This window comes from Streptomyces sp. NPDC031670 (genome assembly GCF_055580545.1).
In genome coordinates, this window is record NZ_JBVILC010000026.1 from 36,464 (window position 1) to 56,669 (window position 20,206).

Genomic DNA, 20,206 nt, shown 5'->3' on the forward strand with positions numbered 1-20,206 from the left:
TGGTGGTCACATGATCCACGGGGGAGCGGGATGGCCGAGGTACGGATCAGTGCGGAGAGCGCGGCGAGTGCCACAGCCCTGACCGGGTGGTTGCGCCGCGACCCGTCCGTGGCGCGCGCGGGCATCACCATCGAGCCCATGGCCGCTCCCGCGTCACCGGCCACGGCCATGGGGTCCGTGGACACGATCACCGCCGTGGCGAACAGCACGGTCGGCCTGCTCGGGCTGCTCGTGACCACGGCCGCCTGGCGGCGCCCACGGGGCGTACGGAAGCCGATCGTGCGGATCACCGAGCGCGACGGGACCGTCCTTGAGGGAACGGCCGAGGACGTGCTGTCCATACTGCGAGCCCGCGAGGAGCGGGAGCAGTCCGACGCATGACGGCTCTGCTGTCCGACCCGGCGGCCTCCCGGGCGGTCCTCATCGGCGTGCCCCGGTACTCCCCGGACGGCCGCCTCACCCAAATCCCCTCCGTGGAGCGGAACATCAAGGCGCTGCGGGACGCCCTGTGCGACGACGCCGTGTGGGGTCTGGCACCGGAGAGCTGCCGCGTACTCGACGGCGAGGCCCACGGCGGTGACGTCATGCGCGCCATCTACGCGGCGGTGGGCGAAGCCACCGACACGCTGCTCGTCTACTACGCCGGGCACGGCCTGCTGCACCCCGACCGGCCCACCGAACTCCATCTCGCCCTGCACGACTCCAACGAACAGCAGATGTGGCGGGCCCTGCCGTACGCGCACATCCGTGACGAAGTACGGGCGGCACACCGGCGGCACGGCCTCAAGTGCGCCATGATCCTCGACTGCTGCTTCAGCGGGGCGGCCGTGGAAGGAGGCATGAGCGCCCCGGAGACCCTGCTGCGGCAGGCCGCCGACATTGACGGCGTGTGCGTCCTGACCTCCAGCGCGGCCACCGAGGTGGCCTACGCCCCGGCCGACGAGGAGTTGTCGGCCTTCACCGGCGCCATGCTTGCGCTGCTGCGCACCGGCGTGCCCGAGGCCGGTCCGGTACTCGACTTCGGCACCCTCCACACCCGGCTGCACCAGACCCTCAGTACCCGCGAGCACCCCCAGCACCCGCAGATCGGCGCCCACAACTCCGGTGAGCGGATCGCCATCTTCCGGAACCCGGCGTTCACCGCGCCGACCCCGCCCGAAGCCGGCCGAGACTCCGGTGTGCCGCAACCGCTGCCCGCCACCCGGTTGTTCGGGCGCGAGCGTGAGCTGCGGGAGCTCACCGCGCTGGCGGCCCACGGCCCCGGCGTCCTCGTCGTCCACGGCCCTCCCGGGGTGGGCAAGTCGGCGCTCGCGGTGGAGCTCTGCCAAGGGCTCGCCGAGGCCGGCGAGGACAGCGAGGCCAGCGAGAACAGCGAGGAGCCGAGGACCGCGGGAGTGCCGGTCGTCCTGCTCGACGACATAACGAGTCTCGCCGACCTCTCCCGGACCGACGCCACGCCCCTCGACGCCCTGATCGTGGTCACCAGCCGGGCCTCGCTCTCCGACGCTTTGGCGCCGCACCAGGTGCGCCACTACGCACTGGCCCCGCTTCGGGTGGCCGACGCGGTGGCGCTGCTTCAGGACATCAGCGGGCTCACCGGCCACACCGGCGAACTCACCGAGATCGCCGAACTGCTGAGCTGCTTCCCGCTCGCACTGCGCCCCATCGCCGCCCGGCTCCGCCGCACCCCGCCCGACCTGCTCCTCGACGCCATGCGCGAGTCGGACCGGCCGCTGCAACACCTCCACGAGGACGACGACCGCGTCCGTACGGCCTTCACCGTCTCGTACGAGGCTCTCAGCGATCAGCAACAGCGGGCGCTCCAGGACTGTGCCGCCCACCCCGGGCCCGACTTCGACCGCCACTCCGCCGCGGCGCTGTGTCATCTGCCGCCGGGCATCTGCGGGTTGATGCTGGAAGAGCTGGTCGATGTCGGCCTCCTCCAGCGCGCGGGCGCCCGCTACGCCTTCCACGAGCTCTACCGCAGCTATTCGCGCACCACGCCCGCGGCGGAGGCCCGGCGGCGGGCCGCCCTGTACGGGCATCTGCGCAGTCGACTGGGGGCCGCGCACCACGACGGGCCGCCCCGGACCTGGCGGGCCGCCGCACTGGGAGAGCTGCGTGCGGCGGCGCGTGCGGCGCGTCAGGACCGGTGGAGCCCGGCGGCCGAGCTGAGCTGTGACGTGGCCGACGCGCTGGACGCGGAGGAAAGGACCGACGAAGCCAGGGAGGAGGCCGACGCCGCCTATCGGTATGCCACGGGCAGCAGCGACCGGCCCGGGGCAGACCGGGCCCGGGCGACGCTCGCCCGTCTGGGCACCCACCCCCGGCAGGACCAGGCCCTGTGGGCGGTGTCCGGCTCCTCGGCCACCCGCCAGGACGTGGCCGCCGCCCTGGTCCGCGCGGCTGCGCAGGCGCCCCCGAACGGGACTTCGTACGGCCGGCACCTCATGACCCTCGCCGAGCGGGCGCTGGCCGCCGACCTCGTCGACGAGGCCCTGCGGTTCCAGACCGAGGCACTTTCCCACGCGGAGGAGGCCGGGGAGCAGGGGTTGCTGGCCGAGTGCCTTGTCGGCGAGGCGGCGCTGCGCATCTACGCCGGGCAGTATGCGCAGGCGGTGGAACCGGCTCGGCGGGCGGCCCTGCTGCTGGACGAGCGAGACGATCGGGAGGGGGCGGCGCACGCGTTCGCGACGGTGGCCGAGGCGCTGCGCAAGACGGGGGACCCCGAGAAGGCGCATTCCCCCGCACGCCTTGCCCTGGAGCGGTTCGCGGCGATCGCCGATCCCGCGTCGCTCAGCTACGCCTACCGCCTCCTCGCCAAGGTCGAATGGGCGCTGGGCAACCACGCACCCGCCGTACGCCTGATGGACCAGGCACACCAGCTGCGTCACGGTCCGGGTATCGAGGAAGGACAGTCGACCAGAGCCATCGCCCATCCCTCGTCCCGGGCGGTCCGCACGGGCCATGCCATGGGTGTCTCGCGGTTTCCCGCCACTCCCGGACCGACGGACCCTCAGCGGCCCCAGTGAGTCGCCCGTTCGCCCCGTATGACGGGTGCCGGGAGCGTAGCCTGCTGCGCGGCACGAGCGGCAGGGACGCCGCGTGCCCGATTCGATCCCGTACGAGGAGTGCTCAGCCATGGACATACCCAGACCCTCCCGTGTGCGGCGCGGCAGAGCCGCTGTGGTGGGCGCGGCCCTGGTGGCCGCCCTGACCCTGGCGGGCTGCCAGGACGGCGACTCCACCGCGACCCCGCCACCGCCCTCGGTCACCGCCACCACGGCCGGCGCCTCCCCTTCCCCCTCCTCTCCGGCCACGCCCGTCGCCACCTCCTCCGCTCCCGCGCCGAACCACGCGAGCACGAAGCCGCACACCCAGGCACCCGCACCCACCAAGCCGCGCACCCCGAAGTCAGCGACGCCGACCAGCCACCCCAGTGCGAAGGCCACCGGCTCCGTCCACTCCGGCAGTTGCGAGATCGTCTCCAACGCCGGCAACTGCTACAACGCGGGCCAGTTCTGCCGCAAAGCCGACCTGGGGCGGTCCACGCATGCCGCGAACGGCAGGACGATTCACTGCCGGATGGTGAGCGGCCGTCCCCATTGGCAGTACTGACACCTGCCTGGGCCTGTCGCGGCGCGGTCGCCGGGAACACCGAGAGGGGGCGCTTCGTTGACCCCAGGTCTGCCGCTCCACGCCGCGACCGAAGGAGTACCTTGCCCGCTACGTCGTCCACCGTCACCGTGCTCTCTCTCCCGCCGCTCAGCACCCAGGCGGAACACCTGATCGCCCTTGGTGTGCATCAGCTCGCGGGATTGCCGGCCGAGGACCTGCGCGCCTTCGCGAGAGACGCCGGCCGCGCCGACAGCCACGCCCTGCTCGCCGTCCACCCGGACCGCGTCCCCGCGTCCGCCCTCGCACCGCTGCTGCGCCGCGAGGGCAAGCCGGGCTTCGTCGTCACCGACATGCCGGACGTCGACCACTTCGCCCCCCGCGCCGTCGAGTTGCCCGACGCTCCCCTCTACCTCATCACCGGCGTCGACCGCGGGGACCACCTGGCCAACTGGAGTCCGGAAGAGGCGCTGCCCGCCCTCACCGAGAAGAACCGCACCCCGCTGCTGCTCACCGAAGGCATCCACTGGGTGCTCCAGCAGCCGGCGGCTCTTGAACGCAACCACTGCTTCATGACCATCGGGTCCCGGCTGCGCAAGGCCAACGGCTTCCTGGACGCCCGCACTCCCGCGATCTGGATCAGCAACGGCACCGGGCGGGACGGCCGTGACCGACGCGACGCCCCGAAGGTCGGCTGGTGCTGGTGGGGCAACCGCCACACCTGGCTGGGCTTCGCCTCCGCCACGGACCGCAGGATCTAGCCGGCGGCGGGGCCCGGGGTGCTGTGTCGGGTGAACGCCCACAACGCCAGTGCGAGGCAGCTGAACGCCGCTCCCAGGGCACATACCGCTCCCCAGCCGGCCACCGTGTAGAGGGAGGTCGCGGCGATGGCACCAGTGGCGCTGCCGATCGAGTAGAAGACCATGTATCCGCCGATCAACCGACTGCCCGCGTCGGGGTGCAGCGCGTAGATCAGGGTCTGGTTGGTGACATGGACCGCCTGTACGGCGAGGTCGAGAAGGATCACCCCGACGAACAGGGCCCAGAGCGAGTCGCGGGTGAACGCCAAGGGCAGCCACGAGGCGGCGAGCAGGGCCAGGGCGATGCCGGTGGTCCGCCGGGAAAGTCCGCGGTCGTTCAGGCGGCCCGCCACGGCCGCGGCCAGGGCGCCGGCGACACCGATCAGCCCCAGCGCCCCGATCGCGCTGTGGGACAGGAAGTACGGCGCTTCGCTGAGCGGCAGCGCGACGCTGCTCCACAGGGTGCTGAAGGCGGCGAAGATCAGCAGACCGAGCAGGGCCCGTAAGCGCAACAGCGGTTCCCGCGCGAACAGGGCGATCGTGGAGCGCAGGAGCTGTCCGTAGCGCAGGGCTGTCGTCGGCGCGTCACCGGGGCGCGGCAGCACGCGGTGCAGGACCAGGGCGAGCAGGGCGGTGAGGGATGCCGAGGCGAAGTAGACGGAGCGCCAGCCCGCGAGATCGGCCAGCAGGCCGGATGCCGTGCGGGCGAGCAGGATGCCGCTGACCACACCGCTGGTGACCGTACCGACGACGCGTCCGCGCCCGGCGGGAGGGGCCAGGGATGCCGCGAAGGCCACCAGCGTCTGGGTGACGACCGCGAGAAGCCCCATCGCGGCCATGCCTGCGAGCAGGATCGCCGCTGTGCGGGCGGTGGCTGTCACGGTCAACGCCACGACGAGGAGCAGCAGCTGGACCACGATGAGCCGTCTGCGGTCGGCCACGTCACCCAGCGGCACGAGGAAGAAGAGCCCCAGCGCGTAGCCGACTTGGGTGAGGGTGACCAGGCTGCCGACCAGCGCCGGACTCATGCCGAGGTCGTGGCCCATCGTCACCAGGAGCGGCTGGGAGAAATAGACGTTGGCCACCGCGGCTCCGCAGGCGACGGCGAACAGGAGGACGAGACCCCGGGGCAGAACGAACGCGGTGTCTTCCTCACTCCGGGCCTCAGGCCGCTGCGTCGCGGCCTCGCTGTTGCCGGGCATCAGCACTCCTCCACATTCTGGTTTCATCTTGCTACCAGTGCTGACCGTAACTTTCTTGGTAGCATGTTGCAACCATCAGGAGAGTGAGGGACGCGGACGCCATGGTGACCAGGACGCGCTTCGACGACAGTGAATGTCCCGTCGCCCGGTCGGTGGACGCGATCGGCGACTGGTGGTCCCTGCTGATCGTGCGGGACGCCTTCGACGGAAGCCGGCGCTTCGGAGAGTTCCAGCGCAGCCTGGGCGTGGCGAAGAACATCCTCACCGCGCGTCTGCGCACCCTGGTCGACGGGGGTGTGCTCGAATCCGTCCCCGCGTCGGACGGCAGCGCCTACCGCGAGTACGTACTGACTCCCAAGGGCGAGGCGCTCTTCCCCGTCATCGTGGCACTGCGGCAATGGGGCGAACAGAACTTCTTCGCCCCCGACGAACCGCACTCGGAGTTGGTCGACCGCCGAGAGGGGCGGCGTCTGCGCCCACTGGAAGTCCTGTCCGCGGACGGGCGACGGCTGAACCCCGACGACACCACCGTCCATAAGGTCCCCGCCCAGTGATGTGAGCGGGGCCGGCCCCGGTACCCACAGGCCGCTCTGCCGGTGATTCCCCAGCCGGGTGGGACGAACGACGGTCGCAGCAGGGCAGCTCTCGTGGCGGTGTGAAGGCGCGTCGGAGCCTTCACGGATGGGCCGTGCGAACCCGCCCGCCCGCGTCCCCCTACGCTGGTGCCTGCCACGTGGCGGATCTTGGACGTGCGACGAAGGAGCGTGACAGGTGACGGGGGCGAACGGCGCGGAGCTGGTCGGAGTAGTGCTGGGCGGGCGGTACCGCGTGACCGCGATGATCGGACGCGGTGGCATGGGTGTGGTCGCCCGGGCGGTGGACGAGCTGCTGAACCGCGAGGTCGCCGTCAAGGTCGTACGGACCTACACCGACGCCTCCCAGGCCGAACTGGCCGATCTGCGGGTGCGGATGCGGCGGGAGGCGCAGGCCGCGGCCCGTATCCGGCACAGCGGCGTGGTCACCGTCCACGACGTGGTCGAGGAGCAGGGGCTGCCGGTCATCGTCATGGAACTGGTCGACGGGCCCTCCCTCGACGACGTGCTGGCGGAGCGCGGCTCGCTGGACCCGCGCGAAGCGGCGGCGATCGGCGCCAAGTTGATGGACGCGCTCGACGCGGCACACCGGGCCGGGGTCCTGCACCGGGACGTGAAGCCCGGAAACGTCCTCCTTGAACGAAGCGGCCGGGTCGTCCTCACCGATTTCGGCATCGCCAGCATGGAGACCACCGGCGAGGACGCCTTGGCCAAGCTCACCCAGAGCGGCCAGATCGTCGGCTCCCTCGACTATCTGCCCCCGGAACGCGCACAGGGCCGGGAGCCGGGTGCCGCCTCGGACATCTGGGCGCTCGGTATGACGCTGTACGCGGCGGTGGAGGGCTCTGCGCCCTTCCGCCGTACGTCGGTGTGGTCCACGCTGGCGGCGATCGTCGGCGAGCCGCTGCCGGCGCCACGGCGAGCCGGGCCGCTCACCGCGGTGCTCCAGGCTCTGATGGCCAAGGATCCGGCGCAACGGCCCGACGCCGCGCAGGCGCGCGAAATGCTGGAAGCGGTCGCCGGGGGCGGGATCCCGGACCCCGCGCCGGCACCGCCCCTCCAGCACGGCCCCCCGCCCGGCTTCGGTCCCGCCGCGGCGCCGTTCCTCCAGCCGGCCCCCGGGTCCGTCGTCGCCCACACGCCGCCGACCGGCGGCTACGGCGGCCCGCCGCGGCCAGATGGGGCGTTCGGCGCGGACGGTGGTTTCGGGGGCCGTCCCGAGACCAGTACGACGAAGGTCCGCGGGCGCAGCCGTCGTACCCGTACCGTTGTCGCGGTCGCGGCTGCAACCGTCCTCGCCTGCGGCGGAGGCGCCTACGCCCTGGTGGACATGCGGGGCGGCGGGGACGGCGGCGGGACGGACGCGGCGCATTCCCCTGCGCGCAGTGCCACCGGCGGTGACATGTCCGACACGACCGACGGCCCCACGTTCCCGGGGGACCTGACGTCCATCGGCCCCGACGAGAGTCCGTCCGGCTCCTCGCCGAAGAAGGGCGGGGGTCGGGAGACCGGGGCAACGCCGAAGCCCGGCGGCAAACCGACCGCGTCCCCCTCCGACTCGCCGAAGGCCAAGCCCAGTTCCACGGTGAAGGAGCCCGTCCCGGTATCGACGACGTGCACCGGCTGGGCGCACTCGAACCGCAGTGACGGCTACGGCTACGTGGCCCAGAACACCCACCTCTACACCGGGCCGTACGCGGTGTGCTCCTATGTGACCGTGGTCAAGTCCGGGGTGAAGGTGTACTACCACTGCTACGTCACCAATGCCCAGGGCAACAAGTGGATCTACGCCCGTATCCAGGGCACGACCACCGAAGGCTGGCTGTTCAGCGACAAATCCACTCTGAAGAGCGGCAAACTGGTGCGCTGCTGAGTGGGTATCTGGGCAGCGCTCACCCCTCCACGACGCCCGAAACCCTGCCGGCCCCGGCAAGGTGCTCCGGCAGATGCCATCACGGCAAGCGGGGCAAGCCCCGCGCCCCCCTGAAGCGGCAGACCATTTCGTTCCCACCATGTTTCCTCCCCGTGGACGAACGAACGGGCGCGCCCTGTCCACGGCCGTTCACCGTGGACAGGACGCGCCCGCCGCATTCAAGGTTGTTGGCCCAACCGCACCGCCGGTCTGCGCTCCCTTCGGCCGCGCGCCGCCAGGGTGGTGGGGCCGTGCTGCGCCGGTGATGGTTGGGCGTGCGCGGGCTCTGCGCTACCGCTTGGGCGAGGCGGTGGAAGAGGGGGTCGGCATGTGACACGTGCCGCCCTGGACCATCTTGAGGTGCTCGGCCACCACCGGCCGCGCCGCCTTGGCCGCCGCACGGATCTGCGTGTCCTTGCCCGTGGAGACTTCCTTGTCGATCAGCGCGAGGGCCTGCTGGTGGCTGGTGTTCTGGTCCTTGAGCCACGCGGTGTCGTAGCCGGTCGTGCCGTTCTTCGACCTCAGCGCGCTCAACTGCTTCTGCTGGGCCGCTGTGGGTGCGTTGGGCAGGGACAGGCCCTTGGTCTTGGCGAGAGCCGCGCCCTTGTTGTCGAGCATGGTGTGGTCGCGCACGAGGATCGCGGCGACCTGTTTCACGCAGGCACTCTTCGCGTGTGTACGGGCGTCCTTGCCCGCGGCTATCTCCGCGAGGTTGGCCTGGTGGATCGTTTGCAGGAAGACCGTGTCCGGGGCCGCGGCCGGGGACGGGCTGGGCGCACCGAAGGCGGTCGTGGCGCCGGCCAGAACCAGCGTCGCGGATGCGGCAGCTGCTGAGTACATGTGGGCGAGTCGCATGGAACCTCCACGTATCCGTGGACCGGGGGAGGACCCGACGAGTGCTGAACGGCTCGGAGTCTGTCCGGGCCTGGGCACCTCCCCGGTCAGGCTAAGCCGATCGTCACTGAGGCGCTCGTTCACGTCACCGTGCGTGACGGTATGGAATGGCTCTCCGTGCGGTCGGTGTGATGCCCAGGTGCGCCGCCGGGCAGCGAGCGTGCCTCCCGGACTGCCCGTTCAGCCCTTGGCCGGTGATGTGCATGGTCGGTACAAGAAGTAAGGGACCGCAACGAGAGAGGTGGCGTGCCCGTTCCCCGCGGGGCGAGAAAGGGGGGAGGAGATGCCGTCTTCTTGACGAATGAAAAACGGATACCGGGGATGGAAAAAATGGCAGGTTCGCGCTGAGGTGGGTGAATGTTTGAATATGCCTTCCTTTCTGCGACCCCGATGTGGCCTCCCCGTTCGAGCATCGAATGAAGGAGAACTTGTGATCTCGAAGACGAAGAGGATTGCCCGCTCCGTGATCGTGGCGTTTGCCGCCACCACGGCCGTCACCGTGGCCATGCCCACGGGCAACGCGTTCGCCATCGACCACGTCGAGTGCCGTGGCGGCGAGAACTTCCTCAAGATCTGGTCGCACCTGGACGGCAAGAGCAGCGTGGACTGCTACGCCAACAAGGGGCGGAAGTCCTTCGGTAGCTGGTGGGTCGACCGCATCTCGACGGGCAACAACGATCTCATCTACTACGACGCGAATGGCGACTCGGTCCGTATCAACCGGTGGACGGACATTACTTTCCCGAACCGTCCCCCGCGGGTCAAGGACATCGAAATCCTGTAACGGTCGAGCGGGCAGGTGATGTCCTGGAATGCCGCGCCGACTCGGGTCCCGCGGTCCTGTCATCTTCCTGTCCTGAGTGAATTTCCCCTCGGATGAATTCACTCCTGACCGAATCGGCAGTGTAGGCCACGTGATTCCGCGTGGCCTACAACTGTCGGTTTTTCCCGCGTCCGGGGTCTTGTCGGGCGGGCATCGGGGGTCGTCGATAGTCGCGGCGCGGCACCGCCATTCATCCCAGCGCGAGCATCGCCTCCGTTACGTCGCCGACCGCCCCTTCGGGGATCGCCGTGGCGGCCTCTTCGAGGACGAGCAGCCGTGCCCCGGGAATTTCGCGCGCGATCGCCTCGCCATTGCCGAGGGGAAGAACCGGTTGCGGTGGCCGTGGACGACGAGCGTGGGGGTCTCGATCTCGGCCAGGCGCTCGCGCCAGCGGGGCGTGCAGTCGAGCCCGGAGAACGCCATGCCCATCTGGTTGGCCATCTGGACCGGAGGTGCGGTGCCGGGCGTGCGGTCCCAGATGCGCGCGGCGGTTGCGCGCGCGGCCTCGGGGTCGTCGCCGAGGATCTCCGCACCTGTGGCGACGAACTGCGCGACCGCCTCACGGTCGGCCCAATCGGGCATCGGACGTGTGAACAGTCGACCCATCGCCTCGTCGTCATGGCCGGGAAGGTCATCATCGGGCGGACCAGGGGCAACCGCGCGGGTACCGACCAGTGTGAGCGCCGAGAACGCGCCCGGATGGTCGAGCACCGCCACCTGGGCGACCATCCCGCCGAGACCGATCCCCGCGAGGTGCGCGGGCCTGCCGCCGAGCGCGTCAATGAGGGCCGCCGCGTCGGCGGCCAGGTCGCGCAAGGTGTAGGCGGGTGCTTGCGGATCCGCCGTCGTCGACTCCCCGCTGTCGCGCAGGTCGTAGCGCACCACACGGCGCCCGCCGGCGGCGAGGCGCTCGCACAGCGCGTCGGGCCAGGAGAGCATCGTCGTCCCGCCCGCGAGCAGGACGAGTGGCGCGTCCTCGCCACCGAACGACTCGATGCCCAAGGTGATCCCATTGACGTGGACCGTGCTCATCGGGTCACCGGAAGACGTTGTAGACCGGCCGAGTCGATCGTGGCCCTGCCGCAGAGGAGCCCGCCGGCCACATCGAAGAGATGCCGGCGGGCGGCGACGACGCCCCGCCGAGCGGTCCCTTCGGGCAGCCCGTGGCGGCCTTCGGGCCGGCGGAAGACGACCGTGCGCGCACGGACTCGGCGCCGGTGTCCGGGCAGTTGTGCGAACCGGTGTCCGGGCTGGGACCGGGTCTGGTGACGTAGCCGTCGAGAGGCACTGAGGCGTCGGCCTGGAGATCGCCGGTGAATCGAGTCATGTCAGGGCAGACCTGATCCGCCGCCCGAACTCATCGCTCGCTCGCGTCGACCGCACCCATCGGCCGTGCCGCCGGCCGAGCCCGACCACGCCCCAGTACCCTTGATCATCTTCATGACACACCTCCCCGCGCGAGGTCGCTTCTTGGTAGCACTGTGGCTGATGTCCCCGTTGTGTGCGCGGCAGCGTCAGCGGCCGAGGAAGGCATGAAGGTGACACGCAGTCGGATCGTGGTGCCGGGCGGGCAACGCTCTTTCCGGACCTGGAGGGCGGTGCCGGCTCCGGGTACGGGTCACCGGCGCCACCGGGTCCTGCTCTTCCGCGCGGCGGCAGGCGATGGACCCCAGTCCGCCGCGGAGGCTCATGGGGTCCATCGCCCAACAGGTCCGGGTCAGGCCCAGGGGGAGGTCACGGTCCAACTCGTGTCGTCGGCCCAGGAGGTGGCGCTGTCCCAGGCGTTCGGTCCGCCGTCGCCGGCGATGTAGGTGGCGTAGTTGTAGTGGCGGACGAAGTCGCTCGGGTAGTTGGCGGACCGGAGCGAGATGCCCTGGCCGTGGTGGCCGGCCTGCGGACAGAAGGTGGCGTCCTGCCGGGACAGGCCGTCGCCGATGCTGTCGACGCGCAGCCGGTAGTCGTAGTGGCGCAGGTACTGTCCCGGCTTGTCGGCGGACTCGAAGGAGACGCACGAGGCGTCGCCCAGGCCCGCGCGCACGATCCAGGTGGCGGCGGCCTTGTCGGCGGCCGGGCTGGAAGCGGAGGTCGCCGCGATGACGGCGTTGCTGTCGGCGGTGTTGTGCCGCAGGTAGTCGTTGGTGCAGCAAGGGGTGGTGGCGCGCAGCGAGACCCGGGAGCCCGCGGTGGGCGCGCCGGCCACGGGGGACGCGGTGTACCCGGCCGTGATGATGTTGGCCTGTACAGCGTTCTCGGTGGCGTCGGTCGGATAGCCGGATGTCATGACGCCCTCGTAGAAGGTGCCGGCGGAACCGTTGCTGTTGTCGCCGCCGATACCGAGGATGATGGCTCCTTCCTTCTTCATCGGGTTGTATCCGGCGACGTTGGGGCGGGGGCCGTTGTACGCGGTGGACAGGCCGCCGGACTGGGCGTTTCCGGACCGGATCGCCCAGTGGTTGGGCTCGCCCTTGACGAGGGCGGTCAGGAAGCGGTGGCTGACGCTGGGATTGTTGGCGTTGTAGCCGCGGTTGACTCCGGAGAACAGGCCGTTCTCCAGGTCAGCCATGACCCAGGGGCCGTTGCCCGTCCCGTAGCCCCAGGTCTTGCTGTTGCCGAAGTAGATGGTTTCCATCGTGCCGTTGCCGTTGTCCCGGCTGTTGGTCTCGGCGTTTCCGTAGTCGAAGCAGCAGCCGCCGTTGTAGTGGCTGCCGTCGAGGATCGCGTACATGCCTTCCGGCCGGTCTCCGGTCGCGATGCCGTTGGTCTGGTTGTTGCGGTACCCGGTGCCAGGGGCGATGAACACGCCGTACGCCTTGTGGCCGCCCACGGTGACGGGTGCGGCGGAGGCTTCGGCGAGGTTGTCGTACCCGCCCGCCGCGGGACCCTGGAATCCGCCGGGCGGTGCCTGGGTGAGGTGGTTGCCGCGGCCGGACTGGTCGTAGAGGACGGTGATGAGGCAGCTCGTCCCCGCGCAGAACGCGTCCTGCGCGGCGGCGTCGGCGTAGCCGCCCGCGCCGAGCACGCCGATGTCCCGCACGGAACCGTCCGAGGAGCGCTTGACCTGGTACAAGCGGCCACTGTAGGAGGAGTACAGGGCGCGGGTCGTGCTGTGTGCGGCGACGCAGGGCGTGCCACCGGCTGCGTACAGGTCACAGGGCAGCGAGCCGGCGGCTGCGGCCCTGCTGCCGGCGGACACCTGACCGCCGAGCAGAGCCGCGGCCATGGCCAGCATGAGCGCCAGTAGAGCCAATGGCCTGGTCGGCCTTGAGCGAACCGATCCCACAGACATGGTTTCTCTCCCGGGGGTGGGTGAGGACGGCGGCGTTCACCGACGCGGGCGAAGGAGCCCAGAGGCTCCTAAAGGCATGTACATGACATCTGCATGTTCGAAGTTTCGAACTATGGTCGCGATTACGGACGAGGATTGATAATAGGTAACTCCCCCTGACTGTCAACACTTTGGACGCGAGTCGGCCGGCGATGTACCGAAATCCCCCCGCCAGTAGGCGCGTTGACCGGCACGGTGGCGCCGTGAACGGTCTACGGGCGCGGCCGGCCCGCCCTGGTGGCGCCCGGCGGATGCCCCAGCGCGACCAGCGGTTTGACGGGTGTGCAGACCTCCGGGACGGGCGTCAGCGCGGAGGTCCGTAGCACCCGTGTGCCGCCCAAGTCGGTGCCGAGCGGTTCACCGGTGCGCGCCGGCAGGAGCTCGACGGCCACAACGCTCAGCGAGGCGTCGTCCGGCAGGCCCAGGGCGGTCAGGCGCTGGCGGACGGTGGTGTGGGGGAAGACAACGATGCTCTGGAAGAAGGGGCGGTCGGCCGCGTCGTGAGGGGCTTCGTCGGCTGCGGTGGCGTACTGCGTCTGCAGCAGGACGTTGCGCCAGTCCTGTCCGTCGGCCTGGATGGACGTGATCCGCAGCCCGGCCCAGGCGTTGGCGGGTGCTGCCGGGTCCAGTCGACCTGCGGCGATCCACACCGTACCCGCCGGGATGCCCGCCGTCAGCGGGTGCCGTTCGTCCGGTCGCGGCTCCCAGGGCAGCGCGAGCAGCACGGGCCCCCCGCTCTCGTACCGGACCGTGAACCAGCGCTCGGCCGCATGGAACAGGTCGTACCAGACGCGTCCGCCTTCGGAATCCAGGAACGGGCCGAAGGTCCGCTCGGGACGCATCGCGACGGCCCAGTCCGGCGGGGTGCCGCCGTCGCCGGGCGTGCCGCGCCGCCACAGGCGCAGTCCGGGCGGCGCGGACGCGTTGCCGGTGATGTGGGATTCGACAAGATATTCCAGTTCCCGGCGCAATGCCTCGTCCGGCGCCGACTGCGAGGAGCGGTGCCCGTCCGGTACGGCGTGCGGCGCCGCGGCGAGGACGGCTCGGCGGAGGTCCGTGAGTTCTGCGTGGGTGCTTCCGTCACCGGGCCGTAGATCACCGGTGTGGGCGATGAGCAGAGTCAGCAGATCGGAGCGACGCATCGGAACTCCCACGGAGGGAATGAGGCGTGTCGAGGACCGGAGGGACCTTGTCGAGGTCGTCGAACGCGCCTCATGGGCCCCGACGGCAGCGCCACCGGGCCGCGCGTTCGGTTCGATCCGGAACCTCCGCGCGGTAATCCGTTTGGCAGGCCACCGCGACCGCTGCTACGTTTCCGGCGGCCGTGCGAGAGAACGAGGAGGTGGTACCCGTGAACGCGGAATCGACATGGGTGCTCCCCTCCGGGGTCACGGTCGGACGCTAGGCAGGTCGTCCGGGAGCGCCGCTCTGAGCACTCCCGAAAGGCACGACCATGCACTTCACTTCTGAGCAGAGCCTCGACGACGATGTCATCGAGCGCGCATTCACGCTCGGCGACATCCCCGGAATCCTGTGGACGCCCACCTCGGCGTCCGCATCCACGCCGGTGCCGCTGATCCTGCTCGGCCACCCCGGCGGTCTGCCCAAGCTGTACCCCCGGCTGGCGGGACGGGCCCGGCACTCCGCGGCGGACGGCTTCGCCAGCGCCACCATCGAGCTCCCCGGGAGCGGTGAACGGCCCCGCTGGCCGGCCGTCGAGCAGGCGCGCGCCGACCTGCGCCGGGCCTTGCAGGCCGGCGAGCCGGTCAGCGACGAGATCATCGACGCCCTCATCCTCCCGCTCGTGGAAAAGGGCGTCCCTGAATGGCAGGCCGCCCTGGACGCCCTCCTCGCGTTGCCTGAGATCGGCGGTCCGGTCGGGTACTCGGGGGGAGTGATCTCCATCGGGGTCAGGCTGGCGGTGGTGGAGCCGCGCATCTCGGCGGCCGTGTTGTTCGCCGGGAGTTTCGTACCCCGCGCCATGTTCGAGGAGGCCCGCCAGATCACCATTCCGCTGCACGTCCTGTTGCAGTGGGACGACGAAGGGAACGACCGGCAGGCGGCCCTGGACCTGTTCGACGCCTTCGGCACGCGGGAGAAAACCCTGCACGCCAATCTCGGCGGGCACACTGGCGTCCCGCAGTTCGCGGGGGACGCCGCGGCCCAGTTCTTCACCCGGCACCTGAAGCGAGACCGGGCCACCCTGCCACCCTCTTCGACAGGTGGCCCGGCCTGACGTTCGACCTCACCCACCCGGCGAGCCCTGGCGGCACGAGCTCGTCAGGTGGGTGGGCTTTCGTGCCCGTCAGGGTGGGAAACGGTGTTCTCCGCCAACTCCGCAAAGTAGGTGCGCAGACACTGGCGTACCTGACCGAGGTATTGGTCGACAGCGGCCTGGTGAACGATGTCGGGCGCCGCTGGGCCCTCGTTGGCGAGGTCGTGACCTGTCACGGGAGAGAAGACCAGGGAATTCAGATAGCCCAGGAGGTTCGGCAGGCTGTCGGTGTTCGCCGCCTGGTATCCGATGTTCTTCACGGTCTGGTACACGACCGAGCTGTAGTAGCAGGGCTTGTCCGGGACGGAGGTGAGTCCCGGCTCGGTGTGCTCGGGGTTCAGCCAGGTGCCCTGAGGAAACTGCGGGTGGGGCAGGCTGTGCAGAAACCGGTGGTAGAGCTCCTCCTTCTTCGTCCGGTCGGCCTGTTCCTCGTCCGCCGCGCTCTGTGCGATGGTCAGCTGCGCTACCCGGCCCGCCAACTGACGTACGGTGTCACCAAGTTCATCGATTTTCGCCTGCGTCGGCGTGGAGCCTGCGGTCCGCTTCACCCGAGGGCGTGAGTCGTTGGCCCGGTGCCAGGCGTCCATCCACGGCCTCGGATCCTTGCCCAAGGCCTTGACGAGGCGCTCGAGAGTTCCTTGTTGCGGAAACCCCGCGGAGTCCTTCGTCATCCCCCGAATGGTGTTCTCCGACACCCCCGCACTCCGGGCCAGTTCCTGCACCGGGATCCGTGCTTGCTCCAGGAGCAGCCGGACCTGCTGGACGAGCTGTGCCTGATTCCGTACCCCGACCGGTTCCGCCACGCAGTCCCCCTCAGCCAGCGCTGTTTCTCCATGGATCCTAGGAGCCCTGCGCCCGCCCGATCAGTGGCTTTGCCGATCCCGACGCAGATTACGAAACAAGTCCGCAGTCTGAGCCCACTGCGGGCCGAATGGGACTGATCTGTGCGCACCAGTTCCTCACTCCTTCTCAAGGAGGCGCGCACGATGCTGCACGACCTGTCGGCAGAGATCATTCATGGGCTGCTCGGCGAACTCCCGGCCGCGCTCCTCGTCGCCTCGGCCAGGGCGCTCGTCCACCGACTGCGCGAACGGTGTGACCCAGCCGCGCGGCGACTCCGTCGAGACCGCGAGGGCGAGCGCGACCGCGGTCGAGGCGCGGAGAGCGTGGGTTGCTCGTGACGCATCAGACGCAGTAACGCGGGCAACGTCATGGCCCATGCGCTTGCCCTGAACTTCGCCGCAGAAACTGACAGATTGTATGCATGTAGGAGCGATGTAAGGGCATCCGGTGGCCAGGAGGTTGATAACAATGGTTCCGCTGCTTCTCGTTCTTCTGCTGGCTTTGATCCTCTTCGGTGCGGGCTTCGCACTGAAGGCACTGTGGTGGATCGCGGTGATCGTGCTGGCCGTGTGGCTCCTGGGCTTCGTTGCCCGGTCCGCGGACAGTGGCGGTCGTCGGGGCCGTTGGTACCGCTGGTAGGCGGCTTCTCGCCAGCGGTGAGGATCACCGCTGGCGACACAGGTTGACGTGGGGCCCGGCCGATTTCGGCCGGGCCCCACGTCGTGTGCGCCGTTGATGGGCCGCGCGGGAATCCGTACACCCGGCGGCAGTTGCGCGATTGTCACGGGTGGAAGGCGTTGAGTGCGCCGTCAACCTGGTGCTGGAGGAGGCTGAGGTGTCGGAGGTCGCAGACCTTGAGGACGCCCTGTTTGGAGTCGTAGAGCTTGGCCGTGGGTGACTGGTAGATCAAGGGGGAGTGGGGCGGCACCGTGGCCAGCAGCCAGGCCCCGCCCCGCCCGGCATCCGTGTAGATGTCGTTCACCTCGGACCAGGGCAGCACGATGCGTGTTCCGCGCCGGTCGAACACCACCACCTCCTGGGCGGACACGATGATCCCGGGCCGCCGGCTGACGAGCAGCCAGGCAATCGTGGGCCCCAGTACCCCTGTGCACCCCGCGACCACGATGTCCGCCACTTGCTGCTGTGCCACCGTCCAATGGACGCCCGGATGGCCACCGAAGAACACTTGCGCGTTCAGTAGCGCGAACAGTCCGAACAGGCCGATCATCACCATCAGCCGGGGCTCCTCGTCCCACCCGCGGCGCAGCACGATCCTCGGTCCGGTCGGGCCGGCAGGCCGCCGGCCTTGCGATGGGGGGTTTTGCCGCTGTCCGCGCTCCCGAAGGAAGTCGGCCGCCGCCATGAGAAGACACAGTGCCAAGAAGAGGAAGAGCGGTGTCAGGTAGTACTTCTTTGGCATCGTCATCGAATTGGCGATCACACTGACCGTGACTTCCCCGGTCACCGCGACCACCGCGCTGACGACGTACCCCCAGGCCCGGCCCATCGGCCTCACCCCCGACAATGAAGAGGCAGGCACAGACCGGCCCTCACACTCACGACTGTAGCGCTCCTACCGCCCGCGCCAGCAGGCCGAAGAGCAAGAACTAAGCGAAACACACGGAACAAGAACGCCAACGGAGCCAACGGTACGCGTGACCCAACGTGCGCTGGTCGTGCCACAGTACGCCGAACGCATGTGCAACTCCGTCAGGAAGCATGACACTTCCTTCAACGCACCCCACAGGACGCCCTGATCCCCCAGACTCAGCCTCGCGGTGAACGCCATTACCGGGAGGCCGACGTGTCCGAAAGCGACGATGTCCGTGTCTATGACGTCCATGACCTTCCTGGCCTGGACTTCGATCCTTTCCTGTGGGAATCCCTGACCGACGCGCCGGTGTCCCGGATCCGTCTTCCGCACGGCACAGGAGAGTGCTGGCTCGTCACTCGGCACGAGGACGTTCGGTTCGTCACTTCCGACCGACGATTCAGCCGGGACATTCTGGGTCGCTCCGTTCCCAAGATGACCAGACACTTCATCCCCCTGGACCGCGCCGTCAGCTTCGTCGACCCTCCCGACCACGCCCGGGTCCGCTCCGTGGTCGCCCCCTACTTCACCCAGCGCGGCATCGACCGGCACCGGGCCCGCGCGAATCAGCTCCTGGAAGAACGCTGCCGTGAGCTGGAAGCCGAGGGCGCACCCGCCGACCTCGTGGGCCACGTCATCTCACCCTTCGCCCTGGGCGTGATCAGCGAGGTGATGGGCATTCCAGCCGACGACCAGCCCCAGATCCGGGCATGGGCGCAGACCATCCTGACGCGGGCCTCGGATGACGCTCAGGCGCGCCGGGCGGAAGAAGCCAAGCGGGCGGCCCGCGCCTACTTCAGCTCGCTGGCAGCCCAGCGCCGCGCCGAGCCGCGCAAGGACGTCATGAGCGCGCTGGTGGCCGCGGTGGACGCGGGACGGATCGACGAGGAAGAGCTCCTGGCCCTGGCCACGCTCATGGGCCTCAACGGCTGGCACGCCGTGTGCAACAACGTCACCAACATGATTTTCGTCCTGCTCACGCAGCCACAGCTGAGGGACTGGCTACACCGGCATCCCGGCCGGATCCTTCCGGCCGTGGACGAACTCCTGCGCTGGATCCCCCACAAGCACGGTGTCGGACAGCCCCGGGTCGCCACGGAGGACGTAGAAGTGGGCGGCGTACTGATCCGCGAGGGGGAGTTCGTCTACGTCTCCTATGTGGCTGCCAACTGGGACGAACGCGTGTACCCCGATCCCGGCCGGATCGACTTCGAGCGCAAGGGACCGCCACACGTGGCGTTCGGCTTCGGTCCCCATGCCTGCGTCGGCCCCCTCCTGGCGCGGATGGAGGCGGAAATCCTGGTCACCACCCTGACCGGCAGGTTTCCGACCATGCGTCTGGCTGTTCCCTCCGAGGACGTCGCGTGGCAGACCGATGTCCTCATCCGGGGCCCCGTCGACCTCCCTGTTACCTGGTCCCCCAGCCGGTAGCTGCACACCCTCGTAACTGCCCCCGGCCGCTGCCGCACAGGAACGATGGTGCGGTGCTCAAGCGATACCGGTTGATGTCACCGGCAGGGTGCTTCGGCAGATCGACAAACTGTTGTCGCAGTCGACGAGATCAAGTAAGGTCACGCGACGTGAACACCGGACCGGCGCTACGCCACACACGGATTGGCCACCCGGTGGTGGGCTGATCGCACAGCGGGTGCGCGGAAGGCACCCCCTCAGTTCGGCACGCGGACCCCCCGACGCTCGTGCATTACGCGTCCGTTCTCCGTGTCGAACCACAACGAGGTCAGCTGAATGACAGTCACGTTCAACCACACCATCATCGCCTCCAAGGACCGCAACGAGTCGGCGCAGTTCTTTCGCGAGCTGCTGGAACTCCCCGAAGCGCCGTCCTGGGGCCCGTTCGCCAACATCCAGCTCTCCGACGGCGTGCTGCTGCAGTTCGCCGAGCCGCCGGTGGAGATCCAGATGCAGCATTACGCGTTCCTGATCGACGACGAGCTGTTCGACCGGGCGTACCGGCGGCTGCGAGAGCGCGGTATCGAGCACTGGGCCGACCCGCAGATGCGACGCCCCAACGAGATCAACAACGAGCACGGCGGTCGCGGCGTGTACTTCAAAGACCCCGCCGGCCACGCGATCGAGCTGATCACCCGCCCGTACCTGTAACCGGGGCGGCGCCTGGTCGGGCGTCCGACGGGCGGCGGCTCGGCAGGATCAGGACGGTCCACGCAACTGCCCTGCCACGGGAGGCGGCGGGGCCCGCCGCCTCCCGCGGTGGTTCCCGCTGCCGTACGGACACGGCACCCACCCTCCGTCCCACCGCCCTTGCCTCACCTATCGAATTTCGATAGATTCGCATCGAGATTCGATGGAAGGGT

At 69.6% G+C, this 20,206-nt stretch carries 19 protein-coding genes; 12 read left to right on the plus strand and 7 right to left on the minus strand.

What is annotated here, in order from left to right:
• Nucleotides 1-30 precede the first annotated feature (30 nt).
• From ACZ5ID_RS32175 to ACZ5ID_RS32190, 4 genes are all read left to right on the plus strand, one after another.
• Nucleotides 31-381 carry an effector-associated constant component EACC1 gene (locus ACZ5ID_RS32175; protein ID WP_468904997.1) on the plus strand — a complete coding sequence of 117 codons (351 nt, stop codon included), beginning with the start codon at nucleotides 31-33 and terminating at the stop codon, nucleotides 379-381.
• The gene (locus ACZ5ID_RS32180; protein ID WP_468905000.1) at nucleotides 378-3,032 is read left to right on the plus strand and encodes a caspase, EACC1-associated type; all 2,655 of its coding nucleotides are present in this window, start codon (nucleotides 378-380) and stop codon (nucleotides 3,030-3,032) included. Before ACZ5ID_RS32175 ends, ACZ5ID_RS32180 begins: the two co-directional genes overlap by 4 nt.
• A 109-nt stretch (nucleotides 3,033-3,141) precedes the next feature.
• Nucleotides 3,142-3,618 (plus strand): hypothetical protein, encoded by a 477-nt coding sequence (locus ACZ5ID_RS32185; RefSeq protein WP_468905003.1) that lies wholly within the window; start codon nucleotides 3,142-3,144, stop codon nucleotides 3,616-3,618.
• A 101-nt stretch (nucleotides 3,619-3,719) separates the two neighbouring features.
• Nucleotides 3,720-4,376, plus strand: a complete 657-nt coding sequence (locus tag ACZ5ID_RS32190) for a DUF5701 family protein (protein WP_468905006.1) — start codon at nucleotides 3,720-3,722, stop codon at nucleotides 4,374-4,376.
• On the opposite strand, the gene ACZ5ID_RS32195 is transcribed toward ACZ5ID_RS32190, so the two are convergent.
• Nucleotides 4,373-5,617: an MFS transporter gene (locus ACZ5ID_RS32195; protein ID WP_468905008.1), complete on the minus strand. Its 1,245-nt coding sequence runs from the start codon at nucleotides 5,615-5,617 to the stop codon at nucleotides 4,373-4,375. The genes ACZ5ID_RS32190 and ACZ5ID_RS32195 overlap by 4 nt on opposite strands.
• Before the next feature lie 101 nt (nucleotides 5,618-5,718).
• On the opposite strand from ACZ5ID_RS32195, the gene ACZ5ID_RS32200 reads away from it, so the two are divergent.
• Together ACZ5ID_RS32200 and ACZ5ID_RS32205 are read left to right on the plus strand one after the other, a co-directional pair.
• Nucleotides 5,719-6,171: a winged helix-turn-helix transcriptional regulator gene (locus ACZ5ID_RS32200; protein WP_468905146.1), complete on the plus strand. Its 453-nt coding sequence runs from the start codon at nucleotides 5,719-5,721 to the stop codon at nucleotides 6,169-6,171.
• A 283-nt stretch (nucleotides 6,172-6,454) separates the two neighbouring features.
• Nucleotides 6,455-8,083: a serine/threonine-protein kinase gene (locus ACZ5ID_RS32205; protein WP_468905149.1), complete on the plus strand. Its 1,629-nt coding sequence runs from the start codon at nucleotides 6,455-6,457 to the stop codon at nucleotides 8,081-8,083.
• Nucleotides 8,084-8,413: 330 nt separating this feature from the next.
• Here ACZ5ID_RS32205 and ACZ5ID_RS32210 read toward each other — a convergent pair whose 3' ends face one another.
• The gene (locus tag ACZ5ID_RS32210) at nucleotides 8,414-8,977 is read right to left on the minus strand and encodes a DUF4142 domain-containing protein (protein ID WP_468905010.1); all 564 of its coding nucleotides are present in this window, start codon (nucleotides 8,975-8,977) and stop codon (nucleotides 8,414-8,416) included.
• 469 nt (nucleotides 8,978-9,446) lie between these two features.
• Here ACZ5ID_RS32210 and ACZ5ID_RS32215 point away from each other — a divergent pair, with 469 nt between their 5' ends.
• Nucleotides 9,447-9,800, plus strand: coding sequence for a beta/gamma crystallin domain-containing protein (locus ACZ5ID_RS32215; RefSeq protein ID WP_468905012.1), 354 nt, complete (start codon nucleotides 9,447-9,449; stop codon nucleotides 9,798-9,800).
• Between the two features lie 255 nt (nucleotides 9,801-10,055).
• On the opposite strand, the gene ACZ5ID_RS32220 is transcribed toward ACZ5ID_RS32215, so the two are convergent.
• The 3 genes from ACZ5ID_RS32220 to ACZ5ID_RS32230 all read right to left on the minus strand — a co-directional run bounded on the left by ACZ5ID_RS32220 (nucleotide 10,056) and on the right by ACZ5ID_RS32230 (nucleotide 14,306).
• Entirely contained in the window at nucleotides 10,056-10,871 is an 816-nt protein-coding gene (locus tag ACZ5ID_RS32220) for an alpha/beta fold hydrolase (protein ID WP_468905015.1), read from the minus strand.
• Between the two features lie 685 nt (nucleotides 10,872-11,556).
• Nucleotides 11,557-13,068 carry an alpha-L-arabinofuranosidase B gene (locus ACZ5ID_RS32225; RefSeq protein WP_468905018.1) on the minus strand — a complete coding sequence of 504 codons (1,512 nt, stop codon included), beginning with the start codon at nucleotides 13,066-13,068 and terminating at the stop codon, nucleotides 11,557-11,559.
• Between the two features lie 308 nt (nucleotides 13,069-13,376).
• A complete protein-coding gene (locus tag ACZ5ID_RS32230) occupies nucleotides 13,377-14,306 on the minus strand; it encodes a hypothetical protein (RefSeq protein WP_468905021.1) in 930 nt (309 codons plus the stop codon).
• Nucleotides 14,307-14,617: 311 nt separating this feature from the next.
• Here ACZ5ID_RS32230 and ACZ5ID_RS32235 point away from each other — a divergent pair, with 311 nt between their 5' ends.
• Nucleotides 14,618-15,400, plus strand: a complete 783-nt coding sequence (locus ACZ5ID_RS32235; protein WP_468905023.1) for a dienelactone hydrolase family protein — start codon at nucleotides 14,618-14,620, stop codon at nucleotides 15,398-15,400.
• A gap of 44 nt (nucleotides 15,401-15,444) precedes the next feature.
• On the opposite strand, the gene ACZ5ID_RS32240 is transcribed toward ACZ5ID_RS32235, so the two are convergent.
• The gene (locus ACZ5ID_RS32240; protein ID WP_468905026.1) at nucleotides 15,445-16,242 is read right to left on the minus strand and encodes a helix-turn-helix domain-containing protein; all 798 of its coding nucleotides are present in this window, start codon (nucleotides 16,240-16,242) and stop codon (nucleotides 15,445-15,447) included.
• A 183-nt stretch (nucleotides 16,243-16,425) separates the two neighbouring features.
• Between ACZ5ID_RS32240 and ACZ5ID_RS32245 the strand changes: the two genes are divergently transcribed.
• A complete protein-coding gene (locus ACZ5ID_RS32245) occupies nucleotides 16,426-16,620 on the plus strand; it encodes a hypothetical protein (RefSeq protein WP_468905028.1) in 195 nt (64 codons plus the stop codon).
• A gap of 130 nt (nucleotides 16,621-16,750) precedes the next feature.
• Nucleotides 16,751-16,921 carry a DUF5670 family protein gene (locus ACZ5ID_RS32250; RefSeq protein ID WP_406551949.1) on the plus strand — a complete coding sequence of 57 codons (171 nt, stop codon included), beginning with the start codon at nucleotides 16,751-16,753 and terminating at the stop codon, nucleotides 16,919-16,921.
• 142 nt (nucleotides 16,922-17,063) lie between these two features.
• On the opposite strand, the gene ACZ5ID_RS32255 is transcribed toward ACZ5ID_RS32250, so the two are convergent.
• Nucleotides 17,064-17,789, minus strand: coding sequence for a hypothetical protein (locus ACZ5ID_RS32255; protein WP_468905032.1), 726 nt, complete (start codon nucleotides 17,787-17,789; stop codon nucleotides 17,064-17,066).
• A gap of 519 nt (nucleotides 17,790-18,308) precedes the next feature.
• Between ACZ5ID_RS32255 and ACZ5ID_RS32260 the strand changes: the two genes are divergently transcribed.
• A complete protein-coding gene (locus ACZ5ID_RS32260) occupies nucleotides 18,309-19,304 on the plus strand; it encodes a cytochrome P450 (protein ID WP_468905035.1) in 996 nt (331 codons plus the stop codon).
• Between the two features lie 315 nt (nucleotides 19,305-19,619).
• Nucleotides 19,620-19,994: a VOC family protein gene (locus ACZ5ID_RS32265; protein ID WP_468905038.1), complete on the plus strand. Its 375-nt coding sequence runs from the start codon at nucleotides 19,620-19,622 to the stop codon at nucleotides 19,992-19,994.
• Nucleotides 19,995-20,206: the final 212 nt, after the last annotated feature.

What these genes read in the sequence shown, in the direction of transcription:
- ACZ5ID_RS32175 (WP_468904997.1), top strand. Translation starts at nt 31, where the DNA reads ATGGCCGAGGTACGGATCAGTGCGGAGAGCGCGGCGAGTGCCACAGCC.
- ACZ5ID_RS32180 (WP_468905000.1), top strand. Translation starts at nt 378, where the DNA reads ATGACGGCTCTGCTGTCCGACCCGGCGGCCTCCCGGGCGGTCCTCATC.
- ACZ5ID_RS32185 (WP_468905003.1), top strand. Translation starts at nt 3,142, where the DNA reads ATGGACATACCCAGACCCTCCCGTGTGCGGCGCGGCAGAGCCGCTGTG.
- ACZ5ID_RS32195 (WP_468905008.1), bottom strand. Translation starts at nt 5,617, where the DNA reads ATGCCCGGCAACAGCGAGGCCGCGACGCAGCGGCCTGAGGCCCGGAGT.
- ACZ5ID_RS32200 (WP_468905146.1), top strand. Translation starts at nt 5,719, where the DNA reads ATGGTGACCAGGACGCGCTTCGACGACAGTGAATGTCCCGTCGCCCGG.
- ACZ5ID_RS32205 (WP_468905149.1), top strand. Translation starts at nt 6,455, where the DNA reads ATGATCGGACGCGGTGGCATGGGTGTGGTCGCCCGGGCGGTGGACGAG.
- ACZ5ID_RS32210 (WP_468905010.1), bottom strand. Translation starts at nt 8,977, where the DNA reads ATGCGACTCGCCCACATGTACTCAGCAGCTGCCGCATCCGCGACGCTG.
- ACZ5ID_RS32220 (WP_468905015.1), bottom strand. Translation starts at nt 10,871, where the DNA reads ATGAGCACGGTCCACGTCAATGGGATCACCTTGGGCATCGAGTCGTTC.
- ACZ5ID_RS32225 (WP_468905018.1), bottom strand. Translation starts at nt 13,068, where the DNA reads ATGCTGGCCATGGCCGCGGCTCTGCTCGGCGGTCAGGTGTCCGCCGGC.
- ACZ5ID_RS32230 (WP_468905021.1), bottom strand. Translation starts at nt 14,306, where the DNA reads ATGCGTCGCTCCGATCTGCTGACTCTGCTCATCGCCCACACCGGTGAT.
- ACZ5ID_RS32235 (WP_468905023.1), top strand. Translation starts at nt 14,618, where the DNA reads ATGCACTTCACTTCTGAGCAGAGCCTCGACGACGATGTCATCGAGCGC.
- ACZ5ID_RS32245 (WP_468905028.1), top strand. Translation starts at nt 16,426, where the DNA reads ATGCTGCACGACCTGTCGGCAGAGATCATTCATGGGCTGCTCGGCGAA.
- ACZ5ID_RS32250 (WP_406551949.1), top strand. Translation starts at nt 16,751, where the DNA reads ATGGTTCCGCTGCTTCTCGTTCTTCTGCTGGCTTTGATCCTCTTCGGT.
- ACZ5ID_RS32255 (WP_468905032.1), bottom strand. Translation starts at nt 17,789, where the DNA reads ATGGGCCGGGCCTGGGGGTACGTCGTCAGCGCGGTGGTCGCGGTGACC.
- ACZ5ID_RS32260 (WP_468905035.1), top strand. Translation starts at nt 18,309, where the DNA reads ATGACCAGACACTTCATCCCCCTGGACCGCGCCGTCAGCTTCGTCGAC.
- ACZ5ID_RS32265 (WP_468905038.1), top strand. Translation starts at nt 19,620, where the DNA reads ATGACAGTCACGTTCAACCACACCATCATCGCCTCCAAGGACCGCAAC.